27 protein-coding genes are annotated in these 23,325 nt (G+C 69.2%); 19 read left to right on the top strand and 8 right to left on the bottom strand.

Going from position 1 to position 23,325, the window contains the following annotated elements:
- Positions 1–174: 174 nt before the first annotated feature.
- From ACIO52_RS08930 to ACIO52_RS08875, 12 genes are all read left to right on the top strand, one after another.
- Positions 175–1,089, top strand: coding sequence for a DUF2520 domain-containing protein (locus tag ACIO52_RS08930; RefSeq protein WP_316573372.1), 915 nt, complete (start codon positions 175–177; stop codon positions 1,087–1,089).
- Positions 1,089–2,045 (top strand): pantoate--beta-alanine ligase, encoded by a 957-nt coding sequence (gene panC, locus ACIO52_RS08925; RefSeq protein ID WP_218720631.1) that lies wholly within the window; start codon positions 1,089–1,091, stop codon positions 2,043–2,045. The genes ACIO52_RS08930 and panC overlap by 1 nt, the downstream gene beginning before the upstream one ends.
- A gap of 14 nt (positions 2,046–2,059) precedes the next feature.
- The gene (gene panD, locus ACIO52_RS08920) at positions 2,060–2,479 is read left to right on the top strand and encodes an aspartate 1-decarboxylase (RefSeq protein ID WP_218720630.1); all 420 of its coding nucleotides are present in this window, start codon (positions 2,060–2,062) and stop codon (positions 2,477–2,479) included.
- A 19-nt stretch (positions 2,480–2,498) separates the two neighbouring features.
- Positions 2,499–3,281, top strand: coding sequence for a type III pantothenate kinase (locus ACIO52_RS08915; protein WP_218720629.1), 783 nt, complete (start codon positions 2,499–2,501; stop codon positions 3,279–3,281).
- A gap of 162 nt (positions 3,282–3,443) precedes the next feature.
- Complete coding sequence (locus ACIO52_RS08910; protein ID WP_402642766.1) at positions 3,444–4,040, top strand: cysteine dioxygenase; 597 nt, start codon at positions 3,444–3,446, stop codon at positions 4,038–4,040.
- An 8-nt stretch (positions 4,041–4,048) separates the two neighbouring features.
- Positions 4,049–4,471, top strand: a complete 423-nt coding sequence (locus ACIO52_RS08905) for a rhodanese-like domain-containing protein (RefSeq protein ID WP_218720644.1) — start codon at positions 4,049–4,051, stop codon at positions 4,469–4,471.
- 316 nt (positions 4,472–4,787) lie between these two features.
- On the top strand, positions 4,788–6,254 hold the full coding sequence (gene lysS, locus ACIO52_RS08900; RefSeq protein WP_316573700.1) for a lysine--tRNA ligase: 1,467 nt from the start codon (positions 4,788–4,790) through the stop codon (positions 6,252–6,254).
- A gap of 115 nt (positions 6,255–6,369) precedes the next feature.
- Positions 6,370–6,732, top strand: a complete 363-nt coding sequence (locus ACIO52_RS08895; RefSeq protein WP_019044650.1) for an Lsr2 family protein — start codon at positions 6,370–6,372, stop codon at positions 6,730–6,732.
- A gap of 291 nt (positions 6,733–7,023) precedes the next feature.
- Positions 7,024–7,638 carry an FHA domain-containing protein gene (locus ACIO52_RS08890; RefSeq protein ID WP_218720628.1) on the top strand — a complete coding sequence of 205 codons (615 nt, stop codon included), beginning with the start codon at positions 7,024–7,026 and terminating at the stop codon, positions 7,636–7,638.
- 126 nt (positions 7,639–7,764) lie between these two features.
- A complete protein-coding gene (locus ACIO52_RS08885) occupies positions 7,765–8,355 on the top strand; it encodes a DUF1772 domain-containing protein (protein ID WP_218720627.1) in 591 nt (196 codons plus the stop codon).
- An 81-nt stretch (positions 8,356–8,436) separates the two neighbouring features.
- On the top strand, positions 8,437–9,375 hold the full coding sequence (locus ACIO52_RS08880; protein WP_316573375.1) for a lipase: 939 nt from the start codon (positions 8,437–8,439) through the stop codon (positions 9,373–9,375).
- A 280-nt stretch (positions 9,376–9,655) separates the two neighbouring features.
- Positions 9,656–12,223 carry an ATP-dependent Clp protease ATP-binding subunit gene (locus tag ACIO52_RS08875; RefSeq protein WP_218720626.1) on the top strand — a complete coding sequence of 856 codons (2,568 nt, stop codon included), beginning with the start codon at positions 9,656–9,658 and terminating at the stop codon, positions 12,221–12,223.
- A 62-nt stretch (positions 12,224–12,285) separates the two neighbouring features.
- On the opposite strand, the gene ACIO52_RS08870 is transcribed toward ACIO52_RS08875, so the two are convergent.
- A complete protein-coding gene (locus tag ACIO52_RS08870) occupies positions 12,286–12,801 on the bottom strand; it encodes a DUF1877 family protein (protein ID WP_402642760.1) in 516 nt (171 codons plus the stop codon).
- 140 nt (positions 12,802–12,941) lie between these two features.
- Here ACIO52_RS08870 and ACIO52_RS08865 point away from each other — a divergent pair, with 140 nt between their 5' ends.
- Complete coding sequence (locus tag ACIO52_RS08865) at positions 12,942–13,148, top strand: hypothetical protein (protein ID WP_218720624.1); 207 nt, start codon at positions 12,942–12,944, stop codon at positions 13,146–13,148.
- Here ACIO52_RS08865 and ACIO52_RS08860 read toward each other — a convergent pair.
- Entirely contained in the window at positions 13,142–13,939 is a 798-nt protein-coding gene (locus ACIO52_RS08860) for an LLM class flavin-dependent oxidoreductase (RefSeq protein WP_402642756.1), read from the bottom strand. The two genes, ACIO52_RS08865 and ACIO52_RS08860, sit on opposite strands and share 7 nt — an antisense overlap.
- A gap of 9 nt (positions 13,940–13,948) precedes the next feature.
- Positions 13,949–14,218, bottom strand: a complete 270-nt coding sequence (locus tag ACIO52_RS08855) for a hypothetical protein (protein ID WP_342800756.1) — start codon at positions 14,216–14,218, stop codon at positions 13,949–13,951.
- Positions 14,219–14,370: 152 nt separating this feature from the next.
- Here ACIO52_RS08855 and ACIO52_RS08850 point away from each other — a divergent pair, with 152 nt between their 5' ends.
- Entirely contained in the window at positions 14,371–15,210 is an 840-nt protein-coding gene (locus ACIO52_RS08850; RefSeq protein WP_402642753.1) for a helix-turn-helix domain-containing protein, read from the top strand.
- 1 nt (position 15,211) lies between these two features.
- On the opposite strand, the gene ACIO52_RS08845 is transcribed toward ACIO52_RS08850, so the two are convergent.
- From ACIO52_RS08845 to ACIO52_RS08835, 3 genes are all read right to left on the bottom strand, one after another.
- Positions 15,212–16,402, bottom strand: coding sequence for an MFS transporter (locus ACIO52_RS08845; RefSeq protein WP_342800755.1), 1,191 nt, complete (start codon positions 16,400–16,402; stop codon positions 15,212–15,214).
- A 208-nt stretch (positions 16,403–16,610) separates the two neighbouring features.
- Entirely contained in the window at positions 16,611–17,294 is a 684-nt protein-coding gene (locus ACIO52_RS08840; protein ID WP_218720619.1) for a response regulator transcription factor, read from the bottom strand.
- Entirely contained in the window at positions 17,291–18,589 is a 1,299-nt protein-coding gene (locus tag ACIO52_RS08835) for a histidine kinase (protein ID WP_308248608.1), read from the bottom strand. Before ACIO52_RS08835 ends, ACIO52_RS08840 begins: the two co-directional genes overlap by 4 nt.
- Positions 18,590–18,801: 212 nt before the next feature.
- On the opposite strand from ACIO52_RS08835, the gene ACIO52_RS08830 reads away from it, so the two are divergent.
- Together ACIO52_RS08830 and ACIO52_RS08825 are read left to right on the top strand one after the other, a co-directional pair.
- A complete protein-coding gene (locus ACIO52_RS08830) occupies positions 18,802–19,695 on the top strand; it encodes an ABC transporter ATP-binding protein (RefSeq protein ID WP_218720618.1) in 894 nt (297 codons plus the stop codon).
- Entirely contained in the window at positions 19,692–20,552 is an 861-nt protein-coding gene (locus ACIO52_RS08825) for an ABC transporter permease subunit (RefSeq protein ID WP_218720617.1), read from the top strand. Before ACIO52_RS08830 ends, ACIO52_RS08825 begins: the two co-directional genes overlap by 4 nt.
- 3 nt (positions 20,553–20,555) lie before the next feature.
- Here the strand turns inward: ACIO52_RS08825 and ACIO52_RS08820 are convergent, their stop codons facing one another.
- Together ACIO52_RS08820 and ACIO52_RS08815 are read right to left on the bottom strand one after the other, a co-directional pair.
- Entirely contained in the window at positions 20,556–21,038 is a 483-nt protein-coding gene (locus tag ACIO52_RS08820) for a DUF4240 domain-containing protein (RefSeq protein ID WP_218720616.1), read from the bottom strand.
- Positions 21,039–21,069: 31 nt separating this feature from the next.
- Positions 21,070–21,678 carry a TetR/AcrR family transcriptional regulator gene (locus ACIO52_RS08815; protein ID WP_218720615.1) on the bottom strand — a complete coding sequence of 203 codons (609 nt, stop codon included), beginning with the start codon at positions 21,676–21,678 and terminating at the stop codon, positions 21,070–21,072.
- 109 nt (positions 21,679–21,787) lie between these two features.
- Here ACIO52_RS08815 and ACIO52_RS08810 point away from each other — a divergent pair, with 109 nt between their 5' ends.
- The 3 genes from ACIO52_RS08810 to ACIO52_RS08800 are packed head-to-tail and all read left to right on the top strand — an operon-like array spanning position 21,788 to position 23,260.
- On the top strand, positions 21,788–22,441 hold the full coding sequence (locus ACIO52_RS08810; protein WP_218720614.1) for an FMN-dependent NADH-azoreductase: 654 nt from the start codon (positions 21,788–21,790) through the stop codon (positions 22,439–22,441).
- The gene (locus ACIO52_RS08805) at positions 22,438–22,758 is read left to right on the top strand and encodes a multidrug efflux SMR transporter (protein ID WP_189029701.1); all 321 of its coding nucleotides are present in this window, start codon (positions 22,438–22,440) and stop codon (positions 22,756–22,758) included. The genes ACIO52_RS08810 and ACIO52_RS08805 overlap by 4 nt, the downstream gene beginning before the upstream one ends.
- Before the next feature lie 55 nt (positions 22,759–22,813).
- On the top strand, positions 22,814–23,260 hold the full coding sequence (locus ACIO52_RS08800; protein ID WP_255588351.1) for an SRPBCC domain-containing protein: 447 nt from the start codon (positions 22,814–22,816) through the stop codon (positions 23,258–23,260).
- The last annotated feature ends 65 nt before the right edge of the window (positions 23,261–23,325 follow it).

The following is a 23,325-nucleotide window of genomic DNA, read 5'->3' as shown; positions in this document are numbered from 1 at the left end:
TGTGGTGCCGGCCGCCGACGCGGCTGAACCCGCCGCACGAGTCCGGCCGGATGTCGCGCAGAGGCGGGCAAGCTATTCTCGATCCGTAACGTCCGGTACCCGCCCTGCGGGACTGGAACGCAAATCGAGAGGACAGTGTTGACCTCGAGAAGTGTCAATTCCGATGGCGCGAACGTGGGTGTCGACCCTGCGCCCGCACGACTGACGGTGGGAATCGTCTCGGCGGGACGGGTGGGTTCGGCCCTCGGTGTCGCGCTCGAGCGAGCCGGTCACGTGGTGTTCGGTGTCGCCGCGATCTCCGATGCCTCGGTGCACCGGGCGCGGACGCGGCTGCCCGATTCGCAGATCCTGCCGGTGGAGCAGATCGCTCAGCGCAGTGAGCTGCTGCTGCTCGCGGTCCCCGACGCCGAGCTGGCCGGGCTGGTCCGCGGCCTGGCGAGTGCCGGTGTCGTGCGCCCCGGCACGATCGTGGTGCACACCGCGGGCGCGCACGGTGTCGGCGTGCTGGCGCCGCTCACCGCGCAGGGCGCGCTCGGCCTGGCCATCCACCCCGCGATGACCTTCACCGGCCACGACGAGGACATCGACCGCCTGGCCAACGCCTGCTTCGGCGTCACCGCCGCCGACGAGGTCGGCTACGCGATCGGCCAGGCGCTGGTCATCGAGATGGGCGGCGAGCCGGTCAAGGTGGCCGAGGAGCAGCGCACGCTGTATCACGCCGCCCTCGCGCACGGCGCCAACCACCTGGTCACGGTCATCGTCGATGCGGTCACCGCCTTGCGCGCGGCCATGGACGGGCCGGGCCTGCTCGGTCAGCCGGTGGTCGACGATCAGCCCAACGGCCTGCCGGAACGTCTGCTCGCCCCGCTCGTCTCCGCTGCTCTCGACAACGCTTTGCGCCGGGGCCAGGCCGCGCTGACCGGCCCGGTCGCGCGCGGCGACGTCGACGCGGTCGCCGCGCACCTGTCCGCCCTGGCTGCCGTGGACCAGCGCCTGGCCGCCGCCTATCGCGCGATGTCGCTGCGCACCGCCGAACTCGCCCAGACCAATCCGGCCCTGCTGGACCTGCTCGCCAAGGAAGGCCACTGATGGAACCCAGACAAGTGCACCACCACCAGGGCGGCGCGCGGGCGACCGGCGCGTACCAGCCCGGCGTGCTGACCGTGCACCACAGCCCCGAGGTCGTCGACACGGTGACCAAGGCGCTGCGGGGCGCGGGCCGCACGATCGGTTTCGTGCCGACGATGGGCGCACTGCACGAGGGTCATCTGCAGCTGGTCCGTCAGGCCAAGCTGACCAACCAGGTCGTGATCGTCTCGATCTTCGTCAATCCGCTGCAGTTCGGCGCGAACGAGGACCTCGACGCCTACCCGCGCACCCTCGACGCCGACCTCGAACTGCTCCGGCACGAGGGCGTCGACCTGGTGTTCGCGCCGTCGGTCTCCGACATGTACCCCGAGGGCCCGCGCACCACGGTGCTGCCCGGCCCGATCGGCGCCGAGCTCGAGGGCGGCAGCAGGCCGACGCATTTCGCGGGCATGCTCACCGTCGTCGCGAAGCTGCTCAATATCGCCCACGCCTCCGAGGCGTACTTCGGCGAGAAGGACTACCAGCAGCTCACGCTGATCCGGCAGATGGTCCGCGACCTGAACATGGACGTGAAGATCGTCGCCTATCCGACGGTCCGCGAGCCCGACGGTCTCGCGCTGTCCTCGCGCAACCGCTACCTCGACGCCACCCAGCGAGAGGCGGCGCTCGGCCTGTCGGCCGCGCTGGCCGCGGGCAGACACGCCGCTGGCCTCGGCCCGGAGGCGGTCGTGCGGGCCGCGCGCGCGGTGCTCGACGCCGTCGACGGTCTGGACGTGGACTACCTCGAACTGCGCGACAGCAACCTGGGCCCCGCGCCCACCGCGGGCAATGCCCGGCTGCTGGTCGCCGCCAAGGTCGGCGCCACCCGGCTGATCGACAATGCCCCGATTGTTCTCGGCGCCCAGATCGACGGGCACCCCGACGCGAACTCCCTGCCTGCCGCGCAGGCGAACTGAGAAAGGCGACGACGATGTTGCGCACCATGATGAAGTCGAAGATCCACCGTGCCACGGTGACCCACGCCGACCTGCACTACGTGGGTTCGGTGACCGTCGACCAGGATCTGCTCGACGCCGCCGATCTGCTCGAGGGCGAGCAGGTCTGCATCGTCGACATCGACAACGGCGCCCGCCTGGAGACCTATGTCATCGCCGGTGAGCGCGGCTCGGGCGTGATCGGGATCAACGGCGCCGCCGCCCATCTCGTGCACCCCGGCGACCTGGTCATCCTGATCGCCTACGGCCAGCTGGACGAGCAGGAGCTGCGCGACTACGACCCGAAGGTGGTCTTCGTCGACGACCGCAACCGCCCGGTGGAGCTCGGTTCGGACCCGGCGCACGCGCCCGAGGGTTCCGGCCTGACCTCCCCGCGCTCGCTGTCGTTCGCCTGAGCGCGGCGGGGGGACAGCGATGCTGCTGACGATCGACGTCCGCAACACCGGAATCGAACTCGGTCTCTTCTCCGGCAGCGGCGAGCACGCGACCTTGGCGCGGCACTGGCGCATCCACACCAATCCACTGCTCACCGCCGACGAGTTCGCGATGCAGGTGCGCGGTCTGATCGGTGAGGAGCTCGACCAGGTGGTCGGCGTCTCGGCGCTGTCGACCGTGCCGCCGGTGCTGCGCGAGCTGCGCACCATGCTCGCGCGCTACTGGGCGCACGTGCCGCATGTGCTGGTCGAGCCCGGCGTGCGCACCGGCATCCCGCTGCTGGTGGACAACCCGAAGGAGGTCGGCGCCGATCGCATCGTCAACTGCCTGGCGGCCTATCGCCGCTTCGGCGGTCCCGCGATCGTGGTCGACTTCGGCACCGCGATCTGCGTCGACCTGGTCTCGGCCAAGGGCGAGTTCCTCGGCGGCGTGATCGCGCCCGGCGTGGAGATCTCCACCGAGGCGCTGGTCGAGCGCAGCGCGCTGCGCCGGGTGGAGCTGACCCGCCCGCGCTCGGTGCTGGGCAAGAACAGCATGGAGTGCATGCAGTCCGGGGCGGTGTTCGGTTTCGCCGGCCTGGTCGACGGCCTGATCGATCGCATCCGCGACGAGTTCGACGCCTTCTCCGGCACCGATGTCACCGTCGTCGCGACGGGCGCGGGCGCGCCGTTGATCGTGCCGGAATCGGAGACCATCGATCAGCACGAGCCGCATCTGACGCTGACCGGTCTGCGCCACGTCTACGAACGCAACAAGAAGTGACTGTGGCGCAGGTCATTTTCGCCGTAGCGCGCGTCGACTGCTAAACTCACGCTCGTGTACTTCCGTGTGAGCACCCAGGAGTGTTGTCGAGGCTGACCTGCCTCGACCGTTCGAGGCTGACGTTTTCCCCTCGACCGTTTCACACCTCCTGGAGATTCGCTCATGCGTTCTTCCGTCCTTTCCTTTTCCTCCGCGCGCGACGGCTACTCCGCGACACCCCCGCTCGACCGGGCGGTGGCTTCGGCGTTGCCGACCCGGCTGCGGCCCGCTGACCTGCTGCGACTCACCGATGAGGGCGCCGAAGACGTCCTCGCCGGTCGCTACGATCACCTGCTGCCCGCCGACGGGGTCTGGCCGACGGAACAGCGCTGGGCCACCCGGCTGATCGCCGACGACGAGGTCGATGTCTGGCTGATCAGCTGGACGCCGGGTAAATCCACCGAATTGCACGATCACGCCGGTTCGCTGGGCGCCCTCACGGTGCTCAGCGGCGCGCTCTCGGAATTCCGCTGGAATGGCTCGGAGCTACGCAGGCGCACCCTGGCCGCCGGCGATCAGGCCTCGTTCCCGATCGGCTGGGTCCACGACGTGGTTCGGGCGCCCGCCGCCGCCGAATCCGTCGGTCCGCTGGATCCGACGCTGAGCGTGCACGCCTATTCCCCGCCGCTGTCGGCGATGTCCTATTACGAGGTGACCGGCCACGGCACCTTGCGGCGAACCAAAACCGTCCTCACCGACCAGCCCGAAGGTGACCTGTGATGAGTCGTTTGACGATTGATCAGATGCTCGAGAACGCCCGCGCCGACCTACGCAGGCTCTACGTCTACGACCTGTCCGCGGCTTTGGCCAGGGGCGCGATTCTGGTCGACATCCGCCCGGCCGCGCAGCGGGTTCGGGAGGGTTCGCTGCCGGGTGCGCTGGTCATCGAACGCAATGTCCTGGAATGGCGACTGGATCCGACCTCCTCGGCGCGTTTGTCGCTGGCCGTCGACCACGACGTGGAATGGATCATCTTCTGCTCGGAGGGCTACACCTCGAGTTTGGCCGCGGCGTCGTTGCAGCAACTCGGTTTGCACCGCGCCACCGATCTCATCGGCGGCTACCAGGCACTGAAGTCCGCGGGGTTGCTGACCGTCGCGGTGGGGGCGCCGCACTTTGCCCGTGAGGTGAATGCGCTCGCCTCGTTGTAGCGACGCCGGGCCGGTGGCCGGACCGCCCGACCGGCGGTCCGGCCACTGCTCGTTCCGGGCCCGGCGGCGGATGGGTTGGGTTGTCCGCGTGCGGATTCGGGGGCCGCGGTGGCGGCGTTTTGTTTCGATGGTGTGACGTGGATTGCATTCGGCCGAGGAATGGCCGGTGCGGTGTCCGGTTACCGTGGAGTTCGGTACGGGCAGGCCGCAATAGCATTTCCGGCGCACGCTACTGTTATCGGATGTGAGCACCCCTAACCCCGCCGATACCGGCCGCGCCGTCAGTTCCGCCGTGGACAGTGATGTTCCCGAGCAGATGCGGATTCGCCGGGACAAGCGGGAACGGCTGCTCGCCGAGGGCGGCGAGGCCTATCCGGTAGTGGTCCCGCGCACCCACACGCTGGCCGAAATTCGGGCCGCCTACCCGGATCTGGAGCCCGATACCCAGACCGGCCTGCAGGTCGGCATCGCGGGGCGCGTCATTTTCGTCCGCAATACCGGCAAGCTGTGCTTCGCCACCTTGCAGGAAGGCGACGGCACCAAGCTGCAGGCGATGATCAGCCTCAACGGCGTCGGCGCCGACGCGCTGGCCGCCTGGAAGTCCGATGTGGACCTCGGTGACTTCGTGTTCGTGCACGGTGAGGTCATCTCGTCGCGGACCGGTGAATTGAGCGTGATGGCCGATTCCTGGTCGATGGCGGCCAAGTCGTTGCGACCGCTGCCGGTGGCGCACAAGGAGATGAACGAGGAGTCGCGCGTCCGGCAGCGCTATGTCGACCTGATCGTGCGCCCCGAGGCCAGGGAAATGGCCCGTACCCGCGTGAACGTGGTCCGCGCGCTGCGCACCGCGCTGGAGCGCCGCGGCTTCCTCGAGGTCGAGACCCCGATGCTGCAGACCATCCACGGCGGCGCCGCCGCGCGCCCGTTCGTCACCCATTCCAATGCGCTGGACATGGAGTTGTTCCTGCGTATCGCGCCGGAGCTGTTCCTGAAGCGCTGTGTGGTCGGTGGCCTGGAGAAGGTCTTCGAGATCAACCGGAACTTCCGCAACGAAGGCGCCGACTCGACCCATTCGCCCGAGTTCGCGATGCTGGAAACCTACGAGGCTTACGGCACCTACGACGACTCCGCGAAGATGACCCGGGAATTGATCCAGGAAGTCGCGCAGGAGGCATTCGGCACCCTCGTGGTGACACTGGCCGACGGCACGGAATATGATCTCGGTGGCGAGTGGACGACGGTCGAGATGTATCCCTCGCTGTCGGAGTCGATCGGGGTGGAGGTCACTCCGGAAACCACTGTCGAGGAATTGCTCGCGCTCGCCGATCGGGTCGGTCTGGAAATTCCCGCGGGCAAGGGCTACGGTCACGGGAAACTCGTCGAAGAACTGTGGGAACATGCGTATGGCGACAAGCTGTACGCGCCGACTTTCGTTCGCGACTTCCCGGTGGAGACCTCCCCGCTGACCCGTCAGCACCGCAGCAAGGGCGGCGTGACGGAGAAGTGGGACCTGTATGTTCGCGGCTTCGAGTTGGCAACGGGCTATTCGGAACTGGTCGACCCGGTGATCCAGCGGGAACGGTTCGTCGATCAGGCCAGGCTGGCCGCCGCGGGCGATGACGAGGCCATGGTGCTCGACGAAGACTTCCTCGCCGCGATGGAACACGGCATGCCGCCGACCACCGGAACCGGTATGGGAATCGATCGGTTGTTGATGGCACTGACCGGTTTGGGAATCCGGGAAACGATCCTGTTCCCGATTGTCCGGCCGAGTAGTCGCTGACCAGTCGATTTGCGAGGTGAAGACCTCGTGTTGGAATTTTCGTAATTAGAGGTATTCTTGCCTCGGGTATTCGGCCTGGAGGCAGGCTTGACGATTTCGAGAGGACGTTCATCTCATGGCAAAGAAGGTCACCGTTAGCCTGATCGACGATGTCGACGGTGAGTCCATCGCGGACGAGACCATCGAGTTCGCTATCGATGGCGTGTCGTACGAGATCGATCTGTCCGAGGCTAACGCGGCGCGGCTGCGCGAAGGCTTGGACGAGTGGGTCGCCAACGCCCGTCGCGTGAGTGGCCGTCGCCGGGTGAAGGCGGCAGGGGCGCCGGCACCGCAGGGGAAGAGCCGCGTTTCCATGGACCGCGAACAGAGCGCCGCAATTCGTGAATGGGCCCGTCGCAAGGGCCACAAGGTCTCCGCTCGCGGCCGCATCTCGGCCGACATCACCGAGGCGTACAACAAGGAAGTCGGCAAGGCCTGAATTTCGACGGCGGTCCGGGGTTGCTGACGCGGCGATCCCGGACCGCTCTGCTGTCAGCGGTGTACTCCCAGGTCGGGACATGCGTCGGCGGTCTCCCGGGGACTCCTGGAGAGATAGACTGATGTTCGTGCGCAAGGTTTTTCAGGTCGGCGAGGGCCGACGGTCCGACCCGATTCGGCGAGTACATGGGTAACTCACCGGGTACGGGCGAACTGGCGACGCTGTCACCGCCGCCCGCCGACGTTTCTGTCGACGCGCACGAGTCCGGCCTGAATCGCGGAGAGGCGGGACATGTCTAGTTCTTTTCTACGGTATACCGATGACACCGGGCGGCAGCACGAGCTGGCGCTCGAGCCCGAGCAGCAGCGGTTCACCATCGGCCGCAATGTGCAGGCCGACCTCGTCCTCGGCTGGGACGCCGAGGTCTCCCGGCTGCACGCCGCCGTCGAATACCTGGGCGCGCACTGGACCATCGTCGACGACGGTCTGTCCCGCAACGGCACCTTCGTCAACGGTGAGCGCCTGATCGGCCGGCGCAGGCTGAGTCCGGGCGACCGGATCCGGGTCGGCACCACGCTGGTGCATTTCTTCGATTTCGGCGGGGTCGTCGACGACGCGACGCACACCGCGTCCGGCTCCATTCCGACCATGCGCTCGCTGACCGAGACCCAGCGCGCGGTGCTGATCGCGCTGTGCCGCCCGTACAAGCACGGCACCGGCTTCGCCACGCCCGCCTCCAATCAGCAGATCGCCGAGGAATTGTTCCTTTCCATCGACGCGATCAAGACCCATCTGCGCGCGCTGTTCGCGAAATTCGGGGTGGAGAACCTGCCGCAGAACCAGAAACGCACCCGGCTGGCGGCGCTGGCCATGCAGAGCGGGATGATCTCCGACCACGATCTGTGAGGTCGCGACTCTCGCGCAGGTGCGTGAGCGTCTGAACCATGTCGGCGAGCCGCGTGACACTGTTGACTTACTCGTAACACCGGAGCACACGGATCGAGCTCCGGAACACGAGTCAGGAGACAGCACATGTTCGCACTTCGGATGGCCGCCATGGTTCTGGCGCTGCTCAGCACCGGCCTGATCGCGGGCGTGTTCTACGCCTACGCGATCTCGGTGATGCCGGCCCTGGCGCGGACCGGCGATCGCACGCTGATCGACGTCATGCAGAAGATCAACGTCGTGATCATCAACCCGTGGTTCATGCTCGGCTTCCTCGGCACGGTCGGGTTCACGGCGCTGGCCGCGGCCCTGACGCTCGGCAAGGAGCACCGGAGCACGCTGATCTGGCTCGGGGTCGCCCTGGCGCTCAACGTGATCGCCTTCGCCGTCACCTCGGCGCTGAACGTGCCGCTCAACGACGCGCTCGCCGCGGCGGGCGACCCGTCGGCGATCGCCGACACCGCGGTCGTGCGTGCCGATTTCGAGGCGGCCTGGGTCCGCTGGAACATCGTGCGCGCGGTGCTGCACACGGCGGCGTTCCTGGTGCTGTGCGGCGCGCTGTTCGCGGCGGGCGTGCAGCAGGGGAAGACGAGTTCGCCGGCCGCCGGGCAGCCGGTCGCGCAGGCGATGGTCGCGCCGATGGCCGGTGGCTACGCGCCCGCGCCGTTCCAGCGTTGATGGCGATCTGCCAATAGGGCCACGCGATCACTAGAACGTGTTCCATGATGATCGGAACACGTTCTAGTGAGGAGTCGTTTCATGCGACGTAGTTCGAGATCGTTGCTGGTACTGGCCGCTGCCGCACTGCTGGCCTGGGGGAACGCGGGCACCGCCGCCGCCGAGTACCCGGTCGACTACAACTTCTTCGCCGGGATCGCCCCGGAACTCACCACGCCCGGCGGATCGCTACCCGGCGCGAACGATCCGGGGTGCGTCCCCTCGGCCGAGCATCCGAATCCGGTGGTGCTGCTGCACGGCACCGGCGGTGGGGGACAGACGAATTGGGGCGTGTACGCCCCGCTGCTGGCCAATGAGGGCTACTGCGTCTACTCGTTCACCTTCGGCGCCTACGGGCTGCCCTGGCCGGTCTCGGCGATCGGCGGGATGCGTCCGATCGAGCAGAGCGCCGCCGAGGTGTCGGCCTTCGTCGACGGGGTGCTCGCGCGCACCGGCGCCGCGCGGGTCGACTTCGTCGCCCACTCGCAGGGCAACATCGTCGGCAACTACTACATCAAGCGTCTCGGCGGCGCGGCCAAGGTCGACAAGCTGGTCGGCATCGCCCCACCCTGGCTCGGCACCAACGCGCTCGGCGCGGGCGATATCGCGGCCTACAGCCGCGCGCTGGGCGCCGGTCCCGCCTTCGACGCGGTCGCCACCTCGCTGTGCCAGGCCTGCGGGCAGATGCTCACCGGCGACGAGTTCATGGTCGCCCTCAACGCCGACGGGGTGTACAGCCCGCAGGTCACCTACACCAATATCGTCTCCGCGCTCGACGAGCTGGTCGTGCCGCACACCTCCGGTCTCGTGCCGGGTCCGAACGCCACGTCGGTGGTCGTCCAGGACGGCTGCGCCCAGGACTACTCCGAACACATGGCCATCGCCGGCAGCCCCCGCGCGGCCGGTCACGTCCTCAACGCCCTGGATCCGGCCCGTCAGGCCCCGGTCCCGTGCGAGTTCGTGCCCCCCTTCACCGGCTGAGGCCGTCACCCCGGCGACATATTTCGCTGTAGGCAAAACTCTGAGGGAAACGAATGCCGCGACGTGCGCGTTATGAGTGAATGACCATGTTGCCGCCGGTCATCAATAGGGTGGACCGGCGGCGGCGGAATCCCCTGCCAACTAGAGTGGAGGCGGGGGCCGCAACCCCCGGGCTTCATGGCAGGCTGACGGCGACAGTTGTCGGTCCGACGCCCTAGGTTGTACCGAGCACACTGCGGCGTCTGTTGCCAGAATGTCGGAGCAGGAGAGTGAGGGAGCGATGTTCGAGAGGTTCACCGACCGCGCGAGGCGTGTCGTTGTCCTGGCCCAAGAAGAGGCCCGGATGCTCAACCACAACTACATCGGCACCGAGCACATCCTGCTTGGGTTGATCCACGAGGGCGAGGGCGTGGCGGCGAAGTCGCTGGAGTCCCTTGGCATCTCGCTGGAGGGTGTGCGCAGCCAGGTCGAGGAGATCATCGGTCAGGGCCAGCAGGCGCCGTCCGGTCACATCCCCTTCACCCCGCGTGCCAAGAAGGTGCTGGAGCTGAGCCTGCGCGAGGCGCTGCAGCTCGGCCACAACTACATCGGTACCGAGCACATCCTGCTCGGTCTCATCCGCGAGGGCGAGGGCGTCGCCGCCCAGGTTCTGGTCAAGCTCGGTGCCGACCTGAACCGCGTCCGTCAGCAGGTCATCCAGCTGCTGTCCGGGTACCAGGGCAAGGAGCCCGTCGAGGGTTCCGGCTCGCGTGGTGAGGCGGGCACTCCGTCCACTTCGCTGGTGCTCGACCAGTTCGGCCGCAACCTCACTCAGGCCGCGCTCGAGGGCAAGCTCGATCCCGTCATCGGCCGCTCGAAGGAAATCGAGCGCGTCATGCAGGTGCTGAGCCGCCGCACCAAGAACAACCCGGTCCTGATCGGTGAGCCCGGTGTCGGTAAGACCGCGGTCGTCGAGGGCCTGGCGCAGGCCATCGTCAACGGTGAGGTCCCCGAGACCCTCAAGGACAAGCAGCTCTACACCCTCGACCTGGGTTCCCTGGTCGCGGGCAGCCGCTACCGCGGTGACTTCGAAGAGCGCCTGAAGAAGGTGCTCAAGGAGATCAACACCCGCGGCGACATCATCCTGTTCATCGACGAGCTGCACACGCTCGTCGGTGCGGGTGCTGCCGAAGGCGCCATCGACGCGGCCTCGATCCTGAAGCCGAAGCTGGCCCGTGGCGAGCTGCAGACCATCGGCGCGACCACTCTCGACGAGTACCGCAAGTACATCGAGAAGGACGCCGCCCTGGAACGCCGCTTCCAGCCGGTGCAGGTCGGCGAGCCGACCGTCGAGCACACCATCAACATCCTCAAGGGTCTGCGCGACCGCTACGAGGCGCACCACCGGGTGTCCATCACCGACGGTGCCCTGGTCGCCGCCGCGACGCTGGCCGATCGCTACATCAACGACCGGTTCCTGCCGGACAAGGCGATCGACCTCATCGACGAGGCGGGCGCGCGCATGCGCATCCGCCGGATGACCGCGCCGCCGGACCTGCGCGAGTTCGACGACAAGATCGCCGATGCCCGCCGCGAGAAGGAGAGCGCGATCGACGCGCAGGACTTCGAGAAGGCCGCGCGCCTGCGGGACAAGGAGAAGCAGCTCGTCGCCAAGCGCGCCGAGCGCGAGAAGCAGTGGCGTTCCGGTGATCTGGACGTCGTGGCCGAGGTCGACGACGAGCAGATCGCGGAGGTGCTGGCCAACTGGACCGGCATCCCCGTCTTCAAGCTCACCGAGGAGGAGACCACCCGTCTGCTCCGCATGGAGGACGAGCTGCACAAGCGGATCATCGGCCAGGAGGATGCCGTCAAGGCCGTCTCCAAGGCGATCCGCCGCACTCGCGCCGGCCTGAAGGATCCGAAGCGCCCCTCGGGCTCGTTCATCTTCGCCGGTCCGTCCGGTGTCGGTAAGACCGAGCTGTCCAAGGCGCTGGCGAACTTCCTGTTCGGCGACGACGACGCGCTCATCCAGATCGACATGGGCGAGTTCCACGACCGCTTCACCGCGTCGCGGCTGTTCGGTGCCCCTCCCGGGTACGTGGGCTACGAAGAGGGCGGCCAGCTCACCGAGAAGGTGCGCCGCAAGCCGTTCTCCGTGGTTCTGTTCGACGAGATCGAAAAGGCGCACCAGGAGATCTACAACACCCTCCTGCAGGTGCTCGAGGACGGCCGTCTCACCGACGGTCAGGGTCGTACGGTCGACTTCAAGAACACCGTGCTGATCTTCACCTCGAACCTGGGCACCTCCGACATCTCCAAGGCCGTCGGCCTGGGCTTCACCCAGTCCAACGCCGAGGGGTCGAACTACGAGCGGATGAAGCTCAAGGTCAACGACGAGCTGAAGAAGCACTTCCGCCCCGAGTTCCTCAACCGCATCGACGACGTGATCGTGTTCCACCAGCTCACCAGCGAGCAGATCGTGATGATGGTGGACCTGATGATCAACCGCGTCGCCAAGCAGCTGAAGAACAAGGACATGGCGATCGAGCTGACCGACCAGGCCAAGAGCCTGCTCGCCAAGCGCGGTTTCGACCCGGTCCTGGGTGCGCGTCCGCTGCGTCGCACGATCCAGCGCGAGATCGAGGACCAGCTGTCGGAGAAGATCCTCTTCGGCGAGATCGGCGCGGGCCAGACCATCGTGGTCGACGTCGAGGGCTGGAACGGCGAGGGCCAGGGCGAGGACGCCAAGTTCACCTTCGCCGGCAAGGCGAAGCTGACCAAGGCTCCCGCGGGCGACGACAAGCCCGAGGTCGTCCTGACCGGCGCTGCCGAGGGCACCGCGCCCGAGGCCGCCGCCTCCGGCGAGTAACCAGCTGAACCGAACGAAGCCCGCTCCTGGATTTCCAGGGGCGGGCTTCGTCGTTCGATCGGTCAGCCGAAATGCTGGAGGAAGCCGGACCCGCGCTCGGCGGCGTATCGGAACACGTGCTCGAGGCCGTCGTAGTGGTGGCGCAGGTAGTGCAGTCCGCTCTCGCCGTCGCGGACCCAGATGTTCGGGTACACCTCCGCCGCGTCCATCGCCGCAGCATCGAAGAACAGGGCCAGCTCGTCGAACGGGTAGCGGCCGAGGACCTTCGCCGTGGCGGACACGTCGTCCGGGTGCCAGGCGAAATAGTTGTCATCGGCCAGCGGACGGCCGGTCTCGATCAGATCGATCCCGATATTCGCCTGGGCCAGCAGGTATTCCAGGCCGGCCCACGCCTTGTCGAGGTAGCCGCTCGGTCCGCCGTCCTGGACCCGCAGGCCGTCGAGAAAATCGTCCGGCCACTCGGTCGTCGTGGCCAGCCGCTCCAGCTCCACGGCACTCACCCTGGTGAACGACATGATCACCCCCATGGAGAACTCCTTTTCCGCCCGGTGATGTCCGCCGAAGCTAGCAGTGGTCACCGACACCGCGCGCACGGTATCGAATCCGGCTGGGCGCCGCGATCTTTCGCTCGGGCCGATTGCTAGGTTCGTCGATGTGTTCGGGTGGGTAAAGGCGCGTGGCGCCGTAGTGATCGTGCGAGCGCGCCGACGCGAGCCGGGTGCTGCGCGCCGCGGCGCCGACGCTGCGCGCCCAGCCGTTCGAGGCGCCCTTCTTCACCTACACCGCCAACAGCCAGCAGTACCTGAACGGCGACGGCATGAAGCTCGACCTGTCCAAGGCGACCGTCACGGTGACCGACGATCCGCAGAATCCGCGCTACATCGTCGGTCTCGTCGTCGAGGCCTACTGGAGCGCCATCTACTGACGCCCGAGCGCGAGGTCGAGGATCGGCGCGAACGCCTCGGTCAGTTCGCCGGGGACGATCAGTTCGTCGATTCCGTAGCGCGCGCTGCGGGATTCGAGGATGTCCACAGCCGCCTGGGGATCGCTGGGGAGAAGTCCGGCGGCGCCCGCGTCGCGGAGCTTGTCCGCGGTGTGGCCGAGGCGGGCGCTGAGCCAGTGCGGCAATCGCTCACCGACACCGACCAATTGGAGGGTGCACCGCACGTCGCGGTCGGTGTGTTCGGCGATCGCGGCGACCATGTCGGCCAGTTCGTCCTCGGTGGCATCCGGGGCGGCGGCCAGCAGGATCCGGTCGGCGTGAGCGGCCGCGGTGGCGAGCATGCGCGGGCCGTTCGCGGCGATCACGAGCGGCGGGGCCGGGTCGACCTGCGCCCGTATCGCGGTCGCGGTGTCGATCAGATGCTGTCGTCGTTCGCTCGCCGAACCCCAGGGCATGCCGAGCCTTTCGGCCTCGCCGCGGGCGTCGGGGCGGCCGGTGCCGAGGCCCAGCTCGAATCGGCCGTCCGAAAGCAGTTGTAGCGCGGTGACTTCCCGCACGGTCGCTCCGATGGTGCGCAAGGGCGCCGCGAGGACGTTGGGCCGCAGTCGCAGCTGCGTCGTCACCGCGGCCGCGGCGGCCAGCGCGGGCAGTGGCGAGGGGGTGGAGAGCGTGTCCGGCAGCAGGACGGTGGCGTAACCCCGCTGCTCGGCGTCGACCACCGCGCGCGTCCACTGGGCCCCGGACCGGGGCGTCAGCACGATCCCGAATCGCATCGCGATCTCCTACTTCTGCTCGCGAGGGCGAGGTTCGCTGAGCACGGCGAGCCTGCTGCGGTACTCGGACTCGCTGATCTCGCCCCGGGCGAACCCGGTGCGTAGCGCCCCGATCCCGCCGCCGCGCCCCGCGCACCGCCTGCGTGCGAAGAACAGCACGGCGATCACGGTGATCCAGAACAGCAGCGGGAAGATCCAGAAGAAGGGCCAGGGATGCCAGCCCCCGGCGTAGTGGTCGGCCAGGAGGGTCAGCGTCGTCGCGCTGTCGAAGGTGTTCATGACTTCAGCCTGCTCGCGACGGCCGCCGCGGGCATCGGCCGCGCGACCCGATCCCGGCTACGTCCACGGGCGTAGTGCCGGGCGCTGTTTCGCGGCCGCACCGGCTCCGAGCTGCCTTGGTACCGTGAATCCGTCGGAGATCCCCCCGGAGGATGTGCACGGTGACGCTGATCGAATCTGGTGCGAGCGGCCTCGACAATGTGCTCGCCGGCCTGCGATGGCGCTTCGCGGGCCGGGACGAATTCGCGCTCACCGCGGGCGGTGGGGAGTTCATCGCCGGTGAGCCGAGCGCGCTCGTGGTGACGGAGGGCCTGGTCCGGGTCGAAGGTCTGGGCACGGCAGAGGATCTGGCCTGCGGTGACTTCCTGTTCGTTCCGCGTGCGGACCGCTTCGCGATCACCGCCCTGTCGGAGGGCACCGTGCTGCGGGTGCGGCTCGCACCGGCCGCGACCAGTGGCGCGATGGACGCGCTGCCGCAGCGGGTGCTGCTCACCGAGTTCGTGCGACACGCGCCACTGGCCGCGACCATGTTCGAGCATCTGGTGCGCGAATGCCCAGATCCGTTCGGTGTGCAGGGCGACCGGGTCGCGACCCTGATCGCGTCGATGGCGATCGAGTCCTGGCATGCGCGCGGGTGCGCGCCCAAGCGCTGGTTGTTGCGGGTGAACGAGCCGGGAGTGGCACGCGCGGTGGCCGCCATGCACGCCGATCCCGGGCAGGAGTGGACGGTCGAGGCGTTGGCGCGGGTCGCGCTGGCCTCGCGGTCCGGGTTCGCGGCGCGGTTCCAGGCGGCCACCGGGCTCACGCCGGGGCGGTATCTGACGAAGCTGCGGGTCGAGCGGGCCCAGGTGTACCTGGCCGAGCACAACGTGTCGGTCGGCGCGGTGGCGCGGCGGCTGGGTTACCGCTCCGAGACCGCGTTCGGCCGGGCCTTCCGCAGGCATACGGGCCACACGCCGTCGCAGTGGCGGCGCGTGGCCCGCTCGGCCTGAGCTAGGACCGCGCGGCGCGGCTGAGCGAGACCCGCACCAGCACGCCGCCGAGCACCGCCGCCAGCGCCGCGAGCCCGTAGGTCGCCGCCAGGCCGATGCTGTCGACCCCGCGTCCGCCGACCGCGGAACCGAGGATGATCGCCAGCTGGAAACCGCCGACCACCAGCCCGCTGCCCGCCTCCATCCGCTCGGGCAGCACCCGCGACACCCACACCTGCACCAGGTTGAGGATGCCGCCGAACGCGCCGCCCCACACCACCACCGCGACATAGCCGAGCACCGGCACCGCGCCGGAGACGACGATCGCCAGCAGCGACAGCCCGATCGCCGTCGGCACCGCGACCAGCAGGACACCGAGCTTGCGGTCGGCCAGCGAGCCGAGCAGGAAATTCCCGAGCAGGCCGCCGACACCGAACAGCGCGAGCAACACCGGAATCGCCGACGGACCCGCCTCGAGCAATTCGGCCAGCGCGGGCCGGATGTAGGTGAACCCGGCGAAATGCCCGCCGATCACCGCGACCACGCTGACCAGCCCCAACGCGACCCCCGGCGCCCGCAGCGCCGCCCCCATCGCCGCGAACCCGATGCCCTTGCTCGGCGCGATCGGCGGCAACATCACCCGCACCGCCACCGCGGCCACGACGGTCAGTCCCGCCGTCACGACGAACACGGTCCGCCAGCCCGCGTACGTGCTCAGCAGCACGCCCAGCGGCACCCCGGCCACGGTCGCCACGGTGGTGCCCGAGTTCACGATCATCATCGCCTTGCCCAGACGGTGGGCCGGCACCAGTTGCGCGGCGATCACCAGCGCCATCGACCAGTACCCGCCGACGGCCACGCCGAGCAGCAGCCGCGCGAGCAGCAGCAGCGCGATATTCGGCGCCACCGCCACCAGCACGTTCGACACCGCGGCGCCGATGGTGAGCACCAGCAGCAGCGTGCGCCGGTCGGCCTTCGGAAACAGCGAGCCCAAACCCAGCGCGGCGAGCAGCGCGGTGAGCGCGGTCGCGCTCACCGAGAGCCCGACCACCCCCTCCGGTACCCGCAGGTCCTCGGCCAGCGCGGTCAGTACTCCCGGTGGCAGGAACTCCGCGGTCACCAGCGTGAAGCTGCCCAGGAACATGGTGAGCAGCGCGGGCCATGCGCGGCGGCCGGTCTCCGGCGCCGCCTCGATGGTCGATGTCGTCGTCATGCCCGGTGCAACAACGTTTCTCGCCCCCGCTCGCGACCCAAACGCCACGGGAACCGACTCGAACGCCAGGCTTCACGCGAAGCTCTGCTGTAGCCCTTCGCCTCGATATCCAGGGGCGCCGGGTGAAGAACAGATCGACACCGGCGGGGACCGTCCGCCGTGCCCGCTTCCCGGCCTCCGGCCTAGCACGTAGTGGGGAGGACCCGGGCTATTGCCAGCCCGGGCGGACCAAACCGGATTCGTAGGCGAGGACGACCAGTTGGGTGCGGTCTCGGGCGTCGAGTTTGGTGAGGATGCGGCTGACGTGGGTGCGGGCGGTGGCGGGGCTGAGATAGAGGCGGGCGCCGATCTCGGCGTTGGTGAGGCCCTCGGCGACCAGGGTCATCACCTCGCGTTCGCGGTCGGTGAGGTCGGCGAGGGCGGCGGGCGGGGGTTGTTTGGCGTGGGTGGAGAACTCGGCGAGCAGGCGACGGGTGACGCCGGGGGAGAGCAGGGCGTCGCCCTCGGCGACCACCCGGACCGCGCGCAGCAGGTCGGCGGGTTCGGTGTGTTTGACCAGGAACCCGGCCGCGCCCGCCCGGATCGCCTCGAAGACGTATTCGTCGAGTTCGAAGGTGGTGAGCACGACGACGCGGACCTCGGCGAGCTTGGCGTCGTCGGCGATCATCCTGGTGGCGGCCAGGCCGTCGAGGATGGGCATGCGGATGTCCATGAGCACCACGTCCGGGACGAGCGCGCGGGTCATCCGCACGGCCTGCTCGCCGTTCTCGGCCTCGCCGACGACCTCGATGTCGTCCTGCGCGTCGAGCAGCGCGACGAACCCGCCGCGCACCAGCGCCTGATCGTCGGCGACGAGCACCCGCGTCTTGGCCGCGCCGGACTGTTCACTCATGCGCTCGCCTCTGTGCCGCCGGACGCGGATCCCGCCTGCGCCGACACCGGCCGGGCGGGCAACCTGGCCGCCACCCGGAACCCACCGGACGGCCGCGGCCCGGCGGTCAGCGCGCCGCCGAGCGCGTGCGCCCGTTCCCGCATCCCGATGATCCCGTTCCCGCCTGCTCCGGTGCGCACGGCCGTACCGGTGGGCCGGGTGTTGTCGACGGTGATGTCCACCGATTCGGGCGTGTAGCGCAGGGTGATCAGCGCGGCGGCGCCCGGCGCGTGCCGCACCACATTGGTCAGCGATTCCTGGATGATCCTGGCCGCCGCCACATCGATCACGCTGGGCAGCTTCTTGGGCGTGCCGATGATCTTGGTATCGACGGCGAGACCGGTCGCGCGGGTGCGTTCCAGCAGGGTGTCGAGGTCGTCGAGCGACGGCACCGGCGCGCGCGGGGCCGGCCGCGGCGGCGGGACGGGTGCGACCGGCGGCGGCGAATCGGCCACGGCGGCACCGGTATCGACGGGTTCGGTCACCACGGGCGCGACCGGCGCACCGCTACGGATGGCGTGCAGCAGGGTGTGCACCTCGGCCAGCGCCTCCTTGGAGGTGGTCTTGATGGTGGCCAGCGCCGCCGCGGCCTGCTGCGGTTTGCGGTCGAAGAGTTCCAGCGCCACCGAGGACTGCACATTGATCAGCGAAAGACTGTGCGCGAGGACATCGTGCAGTTCCCTGGCGATGGCCAGCCGCTCCTCGCTGGCGGCCCTGGCCCGCTGCGCCTCGTCGTCGCGGCGCGCCGCCTCGGCCCGTTGGCTGCGCGCGACCACGACGGCGCGCCGCTGCCGCACGCCCTCGGCGATCGCGACCAGGATCCCCATCCAGGCCAGCAGCCCGAAGACCTGCCAGGCGCCGGTCTCGCGCCCGAGCAGCGCGGGTACCGGCCAGACCATGGTCAGGTAGCCGACCACGACCAGAGGATAGGTACGCCAGCGTGATCCGTTGACCGCCGCGCTCACGAACGCGATCACCAACGACAGGAAGATCGGCCCGTACCCGTAGTCGCGCAGCACATACGCCACCGCCGCCAGCAGCGCGACCAGCAGCACCGGCTCGGGCAGCAACCGTCGGAAGCCGAGCGCGATCGGACCGGCGAGCAGCAACAGATACGCGAACGCGTCGAGCGAACGCACGCCGGTCTGATGCGCGTTCGCCCCGGAACTGCCGGCCAGCTGGATCAGCGCGACCACACCAGCCAGGCCCCAGTCCTGAACGACCGAGCCACGCTCCCACTTCGCAGACGCTCCCACCTCTGTCACCCTATTGCGTAGTCGCGCCGCTCGCGTCGGCCTGCGCCCGTAATTCCGGCGCGAACCCCGTCACCACGCCGGATCGGCCGCTCGGGCGCCCGCCGAGGCGAATATTCAGCGGCGCGGACGCCGAGGGTAGGCCGCGCGGCGTAGCGCGGGAGACGCTGCGCGACGGATGCCCGAGGACCCCCGTCGCGCGGATTCTGATTCCCATGAACGATTCGATCGTGGTCACCGACGGGCTGACCAAACGCTATGGCGCCCACCTCGCGGTGGACGCGGTGAGTATGCGGGTCGCCGCGGGGGAGATCTACGGCTTCCTCGGCCCCAACGGTGCGGGCAAGACCACCACCCTGCGCATGCTGGCGGGCCTGATCCGGCCCAGCTCGGGCACCGCCCTGGTGCGCGGCCTGGCCCCGGGCGACCCGGCGGTGCTACGCCGCATCGGGGTCCTCATCGAGGGCCCCGGCTTCTACCCTTACCTCTCGGGCCGCGACAACCTGCGCGTGCTCGCCCGCTACCGGGGCCATCGCGCCGCCGACGTCGAGCGGGCGCTGGCCCGGGTGGGCCTGGCCGACCGCGCCGACGACCGTTTCCGCACCTACTCGCTCGGCATGAAGCAGCGCCTCGGCGTCGGCGCGGCCCTGCTCGGCGACCCCGATCTGCTGATCCTGGACGAGCCGACCAACGGCCTCGACCCCGCCGGACTGGCCGAAATGCGCACGCTCATCGTCGATCTGGCCGCCGACGGGCACACCGTGCTGCTGTCGAGCCATCAGCTCGCCGAGGTGCAGGAGATCTGCCATCGGGTCGGCGTGATCTCCGGCGGCCGGCTGCTCGCGGAGTCGACCGTGGCCGAATTGCGGGGCAGCGCAACGCTGATCGTGCGCGCCGAACCCGCCGACAGCGCGCTCACGGCGATCCGCGCCGTCGCACCCGCCCGGGCGAGCGTCGACGGGATCAGGGTCGAGACGACGGCCGCGACGGCGCCCGCGGTGGCGCGCGCGGTGGTGGCGGCGGGCGCCGATCTGCTGGAACTGCGGGTCGACGAGAAATCCCTGGAGGAAGTGTTCTTCGAGATGACGGCTGTGGAGGTCGCGAAATGACCGGTGTGACAAGGGATCTGTGGGCGAGCATGCGCGCGGAGGCGGTGCGGCTGGGTCGCTGGCCCGCCTTCTGGATCGTCCTGGGCGTCTGGCTCCTGCTGAACCTGACCTTCGCCTACCTGTTCAACTACCTCGCCTACACCTCGGGGGAGGGCGGCGCCATGTCCGACGGCCTGCCCCGCGACGTCCTGCTCGGCCAGCTCTTGCCCGCCGCTGTCCCCGAGGTCTTCACCCAGGGTATGGCGATGTTCGGCGGCGCGCTGATGCTGGTGCTCGGCGCGCTCGCGGTCGGTAGCGGCTACGGCTGGGGCACCTGGAAAACCGTCTTCACCCAGGGCCCGAGCCGTCCGGCGGCCATCGGTGGGCTGCTGCTGAGCCTGCTGGTCGTGGTGGTCGCGCTGGTCTGCGCGGCGTTCGCCGTCGATCTCGGTGTCGCCTCGCTCATCGCGGTGAGCGAGGGCCGACCGCTGGTGCTGCCGACGCTGACGCGATCCGTGCTCGGCATCGGTTCCGGCGCGGCCATCCTGGGCATGTGGACGCTGGCCGGCGCCCTCGTCGGCGCGATCGCCCGTGGTCCGGCGCTCGCCGTCGGCCTCGGCCTGATCTGGGTGCTCGTCGTCGAGAACCTGCTGCGCGGAGTGGCGGGCGTCTTCGGTCCGATCGAGACGGTCACCGACCTGCTGCCGGGTACGGCCGCGGGTTCGCTGGCGGGCGCGATGCGCACGGTCGGCGGCCCGGCGACCCCCGGTGTCCTCGACATTCTCAGCCGCGGCGAGTCACTGGCCCTGCTCGGCGCGTACGTGCTGGTCTTCGGCGGCGGCACGATCTGGCTGATGACGCGCCGCGACCTGACCTGACGCTCAGGGCCACCCGACCGGGTTCGACACCGACTCGCGGGAGATGCCCGAATCCGTCTCGGGGAATCCACCGTAGAGCTTGTCGTGCAGGTGGGCGAAGAAGTAACACAGCTCCTCGCACTCGGCGTCGGGCACGGCGACCTCCGGGTCGGCGCGCACGGCGTCGTAGTGGTCGCGGCCCATGGCGACGATGAAGCCGCGGGCGTACAGGAAACCGTCGTCGGAGCCGTCGGTGATGGCCTGGATGTCGGCGCGGTCGATCTCGTAGAGCGCCCGCTCGGCGACGCGATCCAGGGCGGTCAGTTCGGCGCTGGTGAAATCGGTACTCAGCGAGCGCAGGGCATCGATGAACCGGCCGAGGAGGTCGTGGTCGTACTCGCCGTCGAGCAGGGCACGCCGGGAATCGGCGGAACCAGCACGCTCCCAGGCGGTTTCGATCAGAGCCCAGAATCGGGCGGCTTCGGTTTCGGTCGGAAGTGTCGTCACCCGCGTGACGGTAGCCGCAGGGACCGACAGTTCAGGGCCGGTCGAGCAGCTTGTGGGCGAGCACGCTCAGCCCGTCGACGATCTGCGCCGCCGACAACCCGCGCTCGCGCTGTTGCAGATAGACCTCGGCGGCCAGCGGTGCGAGGACCGGGTCGACCAGGGAATCCGGGTGGGCGACACCGGCGTCGACCAGCAGCGCCCGGACATGCGCCGACCAGAACCCGTAGGCGCCGGTCGCGAAGCGCGCCCCACCGGTCTCGGCTCCGAGGACGAGATGCGCGTGGGCCGTGAGCAATTCGATCATCGCGGCATAGAACGCCGCGAGCCGCTGCGCCGGCGGTGCGCCCGGGCCCAGCGGCGGGTCGCCACGCAGGAGGTGTTCCTGCAGCGTGCGCTCGTGTTCGTCGAGCAGGGCGACGGCGATGGCGGTGCGGTCGGGGTAGCGGCGATAGAGGGTGCCGCGGCCGACGCCCGCCGCCTTGGCGATGTCGTCCATGGTGACCGTGCGCGGGTCGCGGGTGGCGAAGAGTTCGGCGGCCGCCGCCAGCACCTTGGCCCGGTTGCGGGCCGCGTCGGTGCGCTCGGCGGGCTGCGGTGCGTCCAGCGCCGCGCCGGTGAGCAGGTCGGATCGAGGCTCCATGCGCTCGACTGTAGCCCAGAATCGAATATGTGGACAAGCTGTCCACTTGTGTCCTATGGTCGGGACATCAACAAGCGGACATGATGTCCAGTTCTCGAAAGGCTCGGCCATGACACACCTGCTGCACCTCGACGCCAGCGCTCGTCCCCACTCGGTCAGCCGCAGGCTCGGCGCGGAATTCGTCGAGTCCTGGCGCGCCGCGGAGCCGGACGGCCGCTACACCTACCGCGATCTGGCGACCGATCCGGCGCCGTTCATCGGCGAGGGCTGGACCGAGCTCTGTGACGCCGTCCTCGCCGCGGGTAGCACCGACCTCGACCGGCTCCCGGAACTGGCCGTGACACCCGCCGCCCAGGCCGCGTGGCAGATCGTGGAACCGCTGCTCACGCAGGTGCTCGCCGCCGACGTGATCCTCATCGGCACCCCGATGTACAACTACTCGATTCCGGCCACGCTCAAGGCCTGGCTCGACCAGATCACCTTCCCGCGAATGTCACTGGGGGAGCGCAGGTTCGTGGTGGTCAGCGCGCGCGGCGGCGCCTACTCGCCGGGTGCGCCCAAGGCCGCGTTCGACTATCAGGAGCGCTACCTGCGCGACTTCTTCGCCGGCCACTACGCCGTCACCGACACCGTGTTCGTCCACGCCGAACTCGCCAACGCCGTCCAGGATCCGAACCTGGCCCACCTGCGCGACGCGCACGAGGCCTCACTCGCCGCGGCGCTGACCGACGTTCGCCTGCTCGCCAAGGATTACGTGAAATGAGCTGGGTAGTACTCGGCCTCGCCGGCCTCGTCGAGATCATCTGGTCGCAGACCATCAAACCCACCGAGAACTTCACCAAGCTGGGGCCGACGCTGCTGTGCATCGCGCTCGGATCGCTCGCGGTGTACCTGCTCTCGCGGGCCATGCACACCCTGCCCGTGGGCACCGCGTACGCGGTGTTCACCGGGATCGGCGCGCTCGGCGCGATCAGCCTCGGGGTCCTCGTGCACAAGGACCCGCTCAGCGCGGGCCGGATGCTGGCGCTGGCGCTGATCCTGGGCGGGATCGTGCTGGCCCGCGTCACCAATCCCGAGTGACGCTGTCGCGCACCCGATGCGGCGAACGGCCGGTCCGAGCCGGTAAGGTCGGCTGATGGACCAGCCAGTTCGCCCCCCGGATCTGTCTGCGCGACCGCACGAGCTCACGGTCGAGCGCGTGATGAAAGCCTCGCCCAGTCTGCTCTACGCGGCCTGGACCCAGGGCCTGGACCTGTGGCTGGCGGTTCCCGGATCGGTGCTCGGACGGCCCGGCGTCAACGAACCCCTGTACTTCGACACCGGCACGGCCGACAAGCGCAATCCGCACTACGGCCGCATCCTGCTGCTGGAGCAGAACCGCCGGGTCGAGTTCACCTGGGTCACCGCCGCCACCGACGGCGTGGAGACCGTGGTCGCGGCCGAATTCCTCAAGCAGCCCCGCGGTATCCGGCTGCGCCTGCGGCACTCCGGGTTCCCCACCGCCGCTATCCGCGACCTGCACCAGCAGGTGTGGCCGGAGATGCTCGAACGCCTCGACGAAGTTACCGGTACCGTCGCCTGAGGCGCGAACCCGGGCCGGATCGAGCCGGGATCCGAGTAGGTTCGTCATCGGACGCAACACCCAAC

Origin of the sequence: Nocardia sp. NPDC087230 (assembly GCF_044744725.1) — a bacterium.
GTDB lineage: Bacteria > Actinomycetota > Actinomycetes > Mycobacteriales > Mycobacteriaceae > Nocardia > Nocardia canadensis.
The sequence above is the reverse complement of the archived record's forward strand: the minus strand, read 5'-3'. Positions and strand labels throughout refer to the sequence as shown.

Excerpts from the sequence above, each read along its gene's own strand:
- ACIO52_RS08860 (WP_402642756.1), bottom strand. The coding sequence starts at position 13,939 with ATGCGATTCGGGATCGTGCTGACGCCCCGGTCCGGGGCCCAGTGGACG.
- ACIO52_RS08915 (WP_218720629.1), top strand. The coding sequence starts at position 2,499 with ATGCTGCTGACGATCGACGTCCGCAACACCGGAATCGAACTCGGTCTC.
- panD (WP_218720630.1), top strand. The coding sequence starts at position 2,060 with ATGTTGCGCACCATGATGAAGTCGAAGATCCACCGTGCCACGGTGACC.
- ACIO52_RS08890 (WP_218720628.1), top strand. The coding sequence starts at position 7,024 with ATGTCTAGTTCTTTTCTACGGTATACCGATGACACCGGGCGGCAGCAC.
- ACIO52_RS08800 (WP_255588351.1), top strand. The coding sequence starts at position 22,814 with ATGGACCAGCCAGTTCGCCCCCCGGATCTGTCTGCGCGACCGCACGAG.
- lysS (WP_316573700.1), top strand. The coding sequence starts at position 4,788 with ATGCGGATTCGCCGGGACAAGCGGGAACGGCTGCTCGCCGAGGGCGGC.
- ACIO52_RS08910 (WP_402642766.1), top strand. The coding sequence starts at position 3,444 with ATGCGTTCTTCCGTCCTTTCCTTTTCCTCCGCGCGCGACGGCTACTCC.
- panC (WP_218720631.1), top strand. The coding sequence starts at position 1,089 with ATGGAACCCAGACAAGTGCACCACCACCAGGGCGGCGCGCGGGCGACC.
- ACIO52_RS08805 (WP_189029701.1), top strand. The coding sequence starts at position 22,438 with ATGAGCTGGGTAGTACTCGGCCTCGCCGGCCTCGTCGAGATCATCTGG.
- ACIO52_RS08825 (WP_218720617.1), top strand. The coding sequence starts at position 19,692 with ATGACCGGTGTGACAAGGGATCTGTGGGCGAGCATGCGCGCGGAGGCG.
- ACIO52_RS08880 (WP_316573375.1), top strand. The coding sequence starts at position 8,437 with ATGCGACGTAGTTCGAGATCGTTGCTGGTACTGGCCGCTGCCGCACTG.
- ACIO52_RS08855 (WP_342800756.1), bottom strand. The coding sequence starts at position 14,218 with ATGAACACCTTCGACAGCGCGACGACGCTGACCCTCCTGGCCGACCAC.
- ACIO52_RS08850 (WP_402642753.1), top strand. The coding sequence starts at position 14,371 with ATGTGCACGGTGACGCTGATCGAATCTGGTGCGAGCGGCCTCGACAAT.
- ACIO52_RS08875 (WP_218720626.1), top strand. The coding sequence starts at position 9,656 with ATGTTCGAGAGGTTCACCGACCGCGCGAGGCGTGTCGTTGTCCTGGCC.
- ACIO52_RS08845 (WP_342800755.1), bottom strand. The coding sequence starts at position 16,402 with ATGACGACGACATCGACCATCGAGGCGGCGCCGGAGACCGGCCGCCGC.
- ACIO52_RS08815 (WP_218720615.1), bottom strand. The coding sequence starts at position 21,678 with ATGGAGCCTCGATCCGACCTGCTCACCGGCGCGGCGCTGGACGCACCG.
- ACIO52_RS08885 (WP_218720627.1), top strand. The coding sequence starts at position 7,765 with ATGTTCGCACTTCGGATGGCCGCCATGGTTCTGGCGCTGCTCAGCACC.
- ACIO52_RS08810 (WP_218720614.1), top strand. The coding sequence starts at position 21,788 with ATGACACACCTGCTGCACCTCGACGCCAGCGCTCGTCCCCACTCGGTC.
- ACIO52_RS08830 (WP_218720618.1), top strand. The coding sequence starts at position 18,802 with ATGAACGATTCGATCGTGGTCACCGACGGGCTGACCAAACGCTATGGC.
- ACIO52_RS08840 (WP_218720619.1), bottom strand. The coding sequence starts at position 17,294 with ATGAGTGAACAGTCCGGCGCGGCCAAGACGCGGGTGCTCGTCGCCGAC.
- ACIO52_RS08895 (WP_019044650.1), top strand. The coding sequence starts at position 6,370 with ATGGCAAAGAAGGTCACCGTTAGCCTGATCGACGATGTCGACGGTGAG.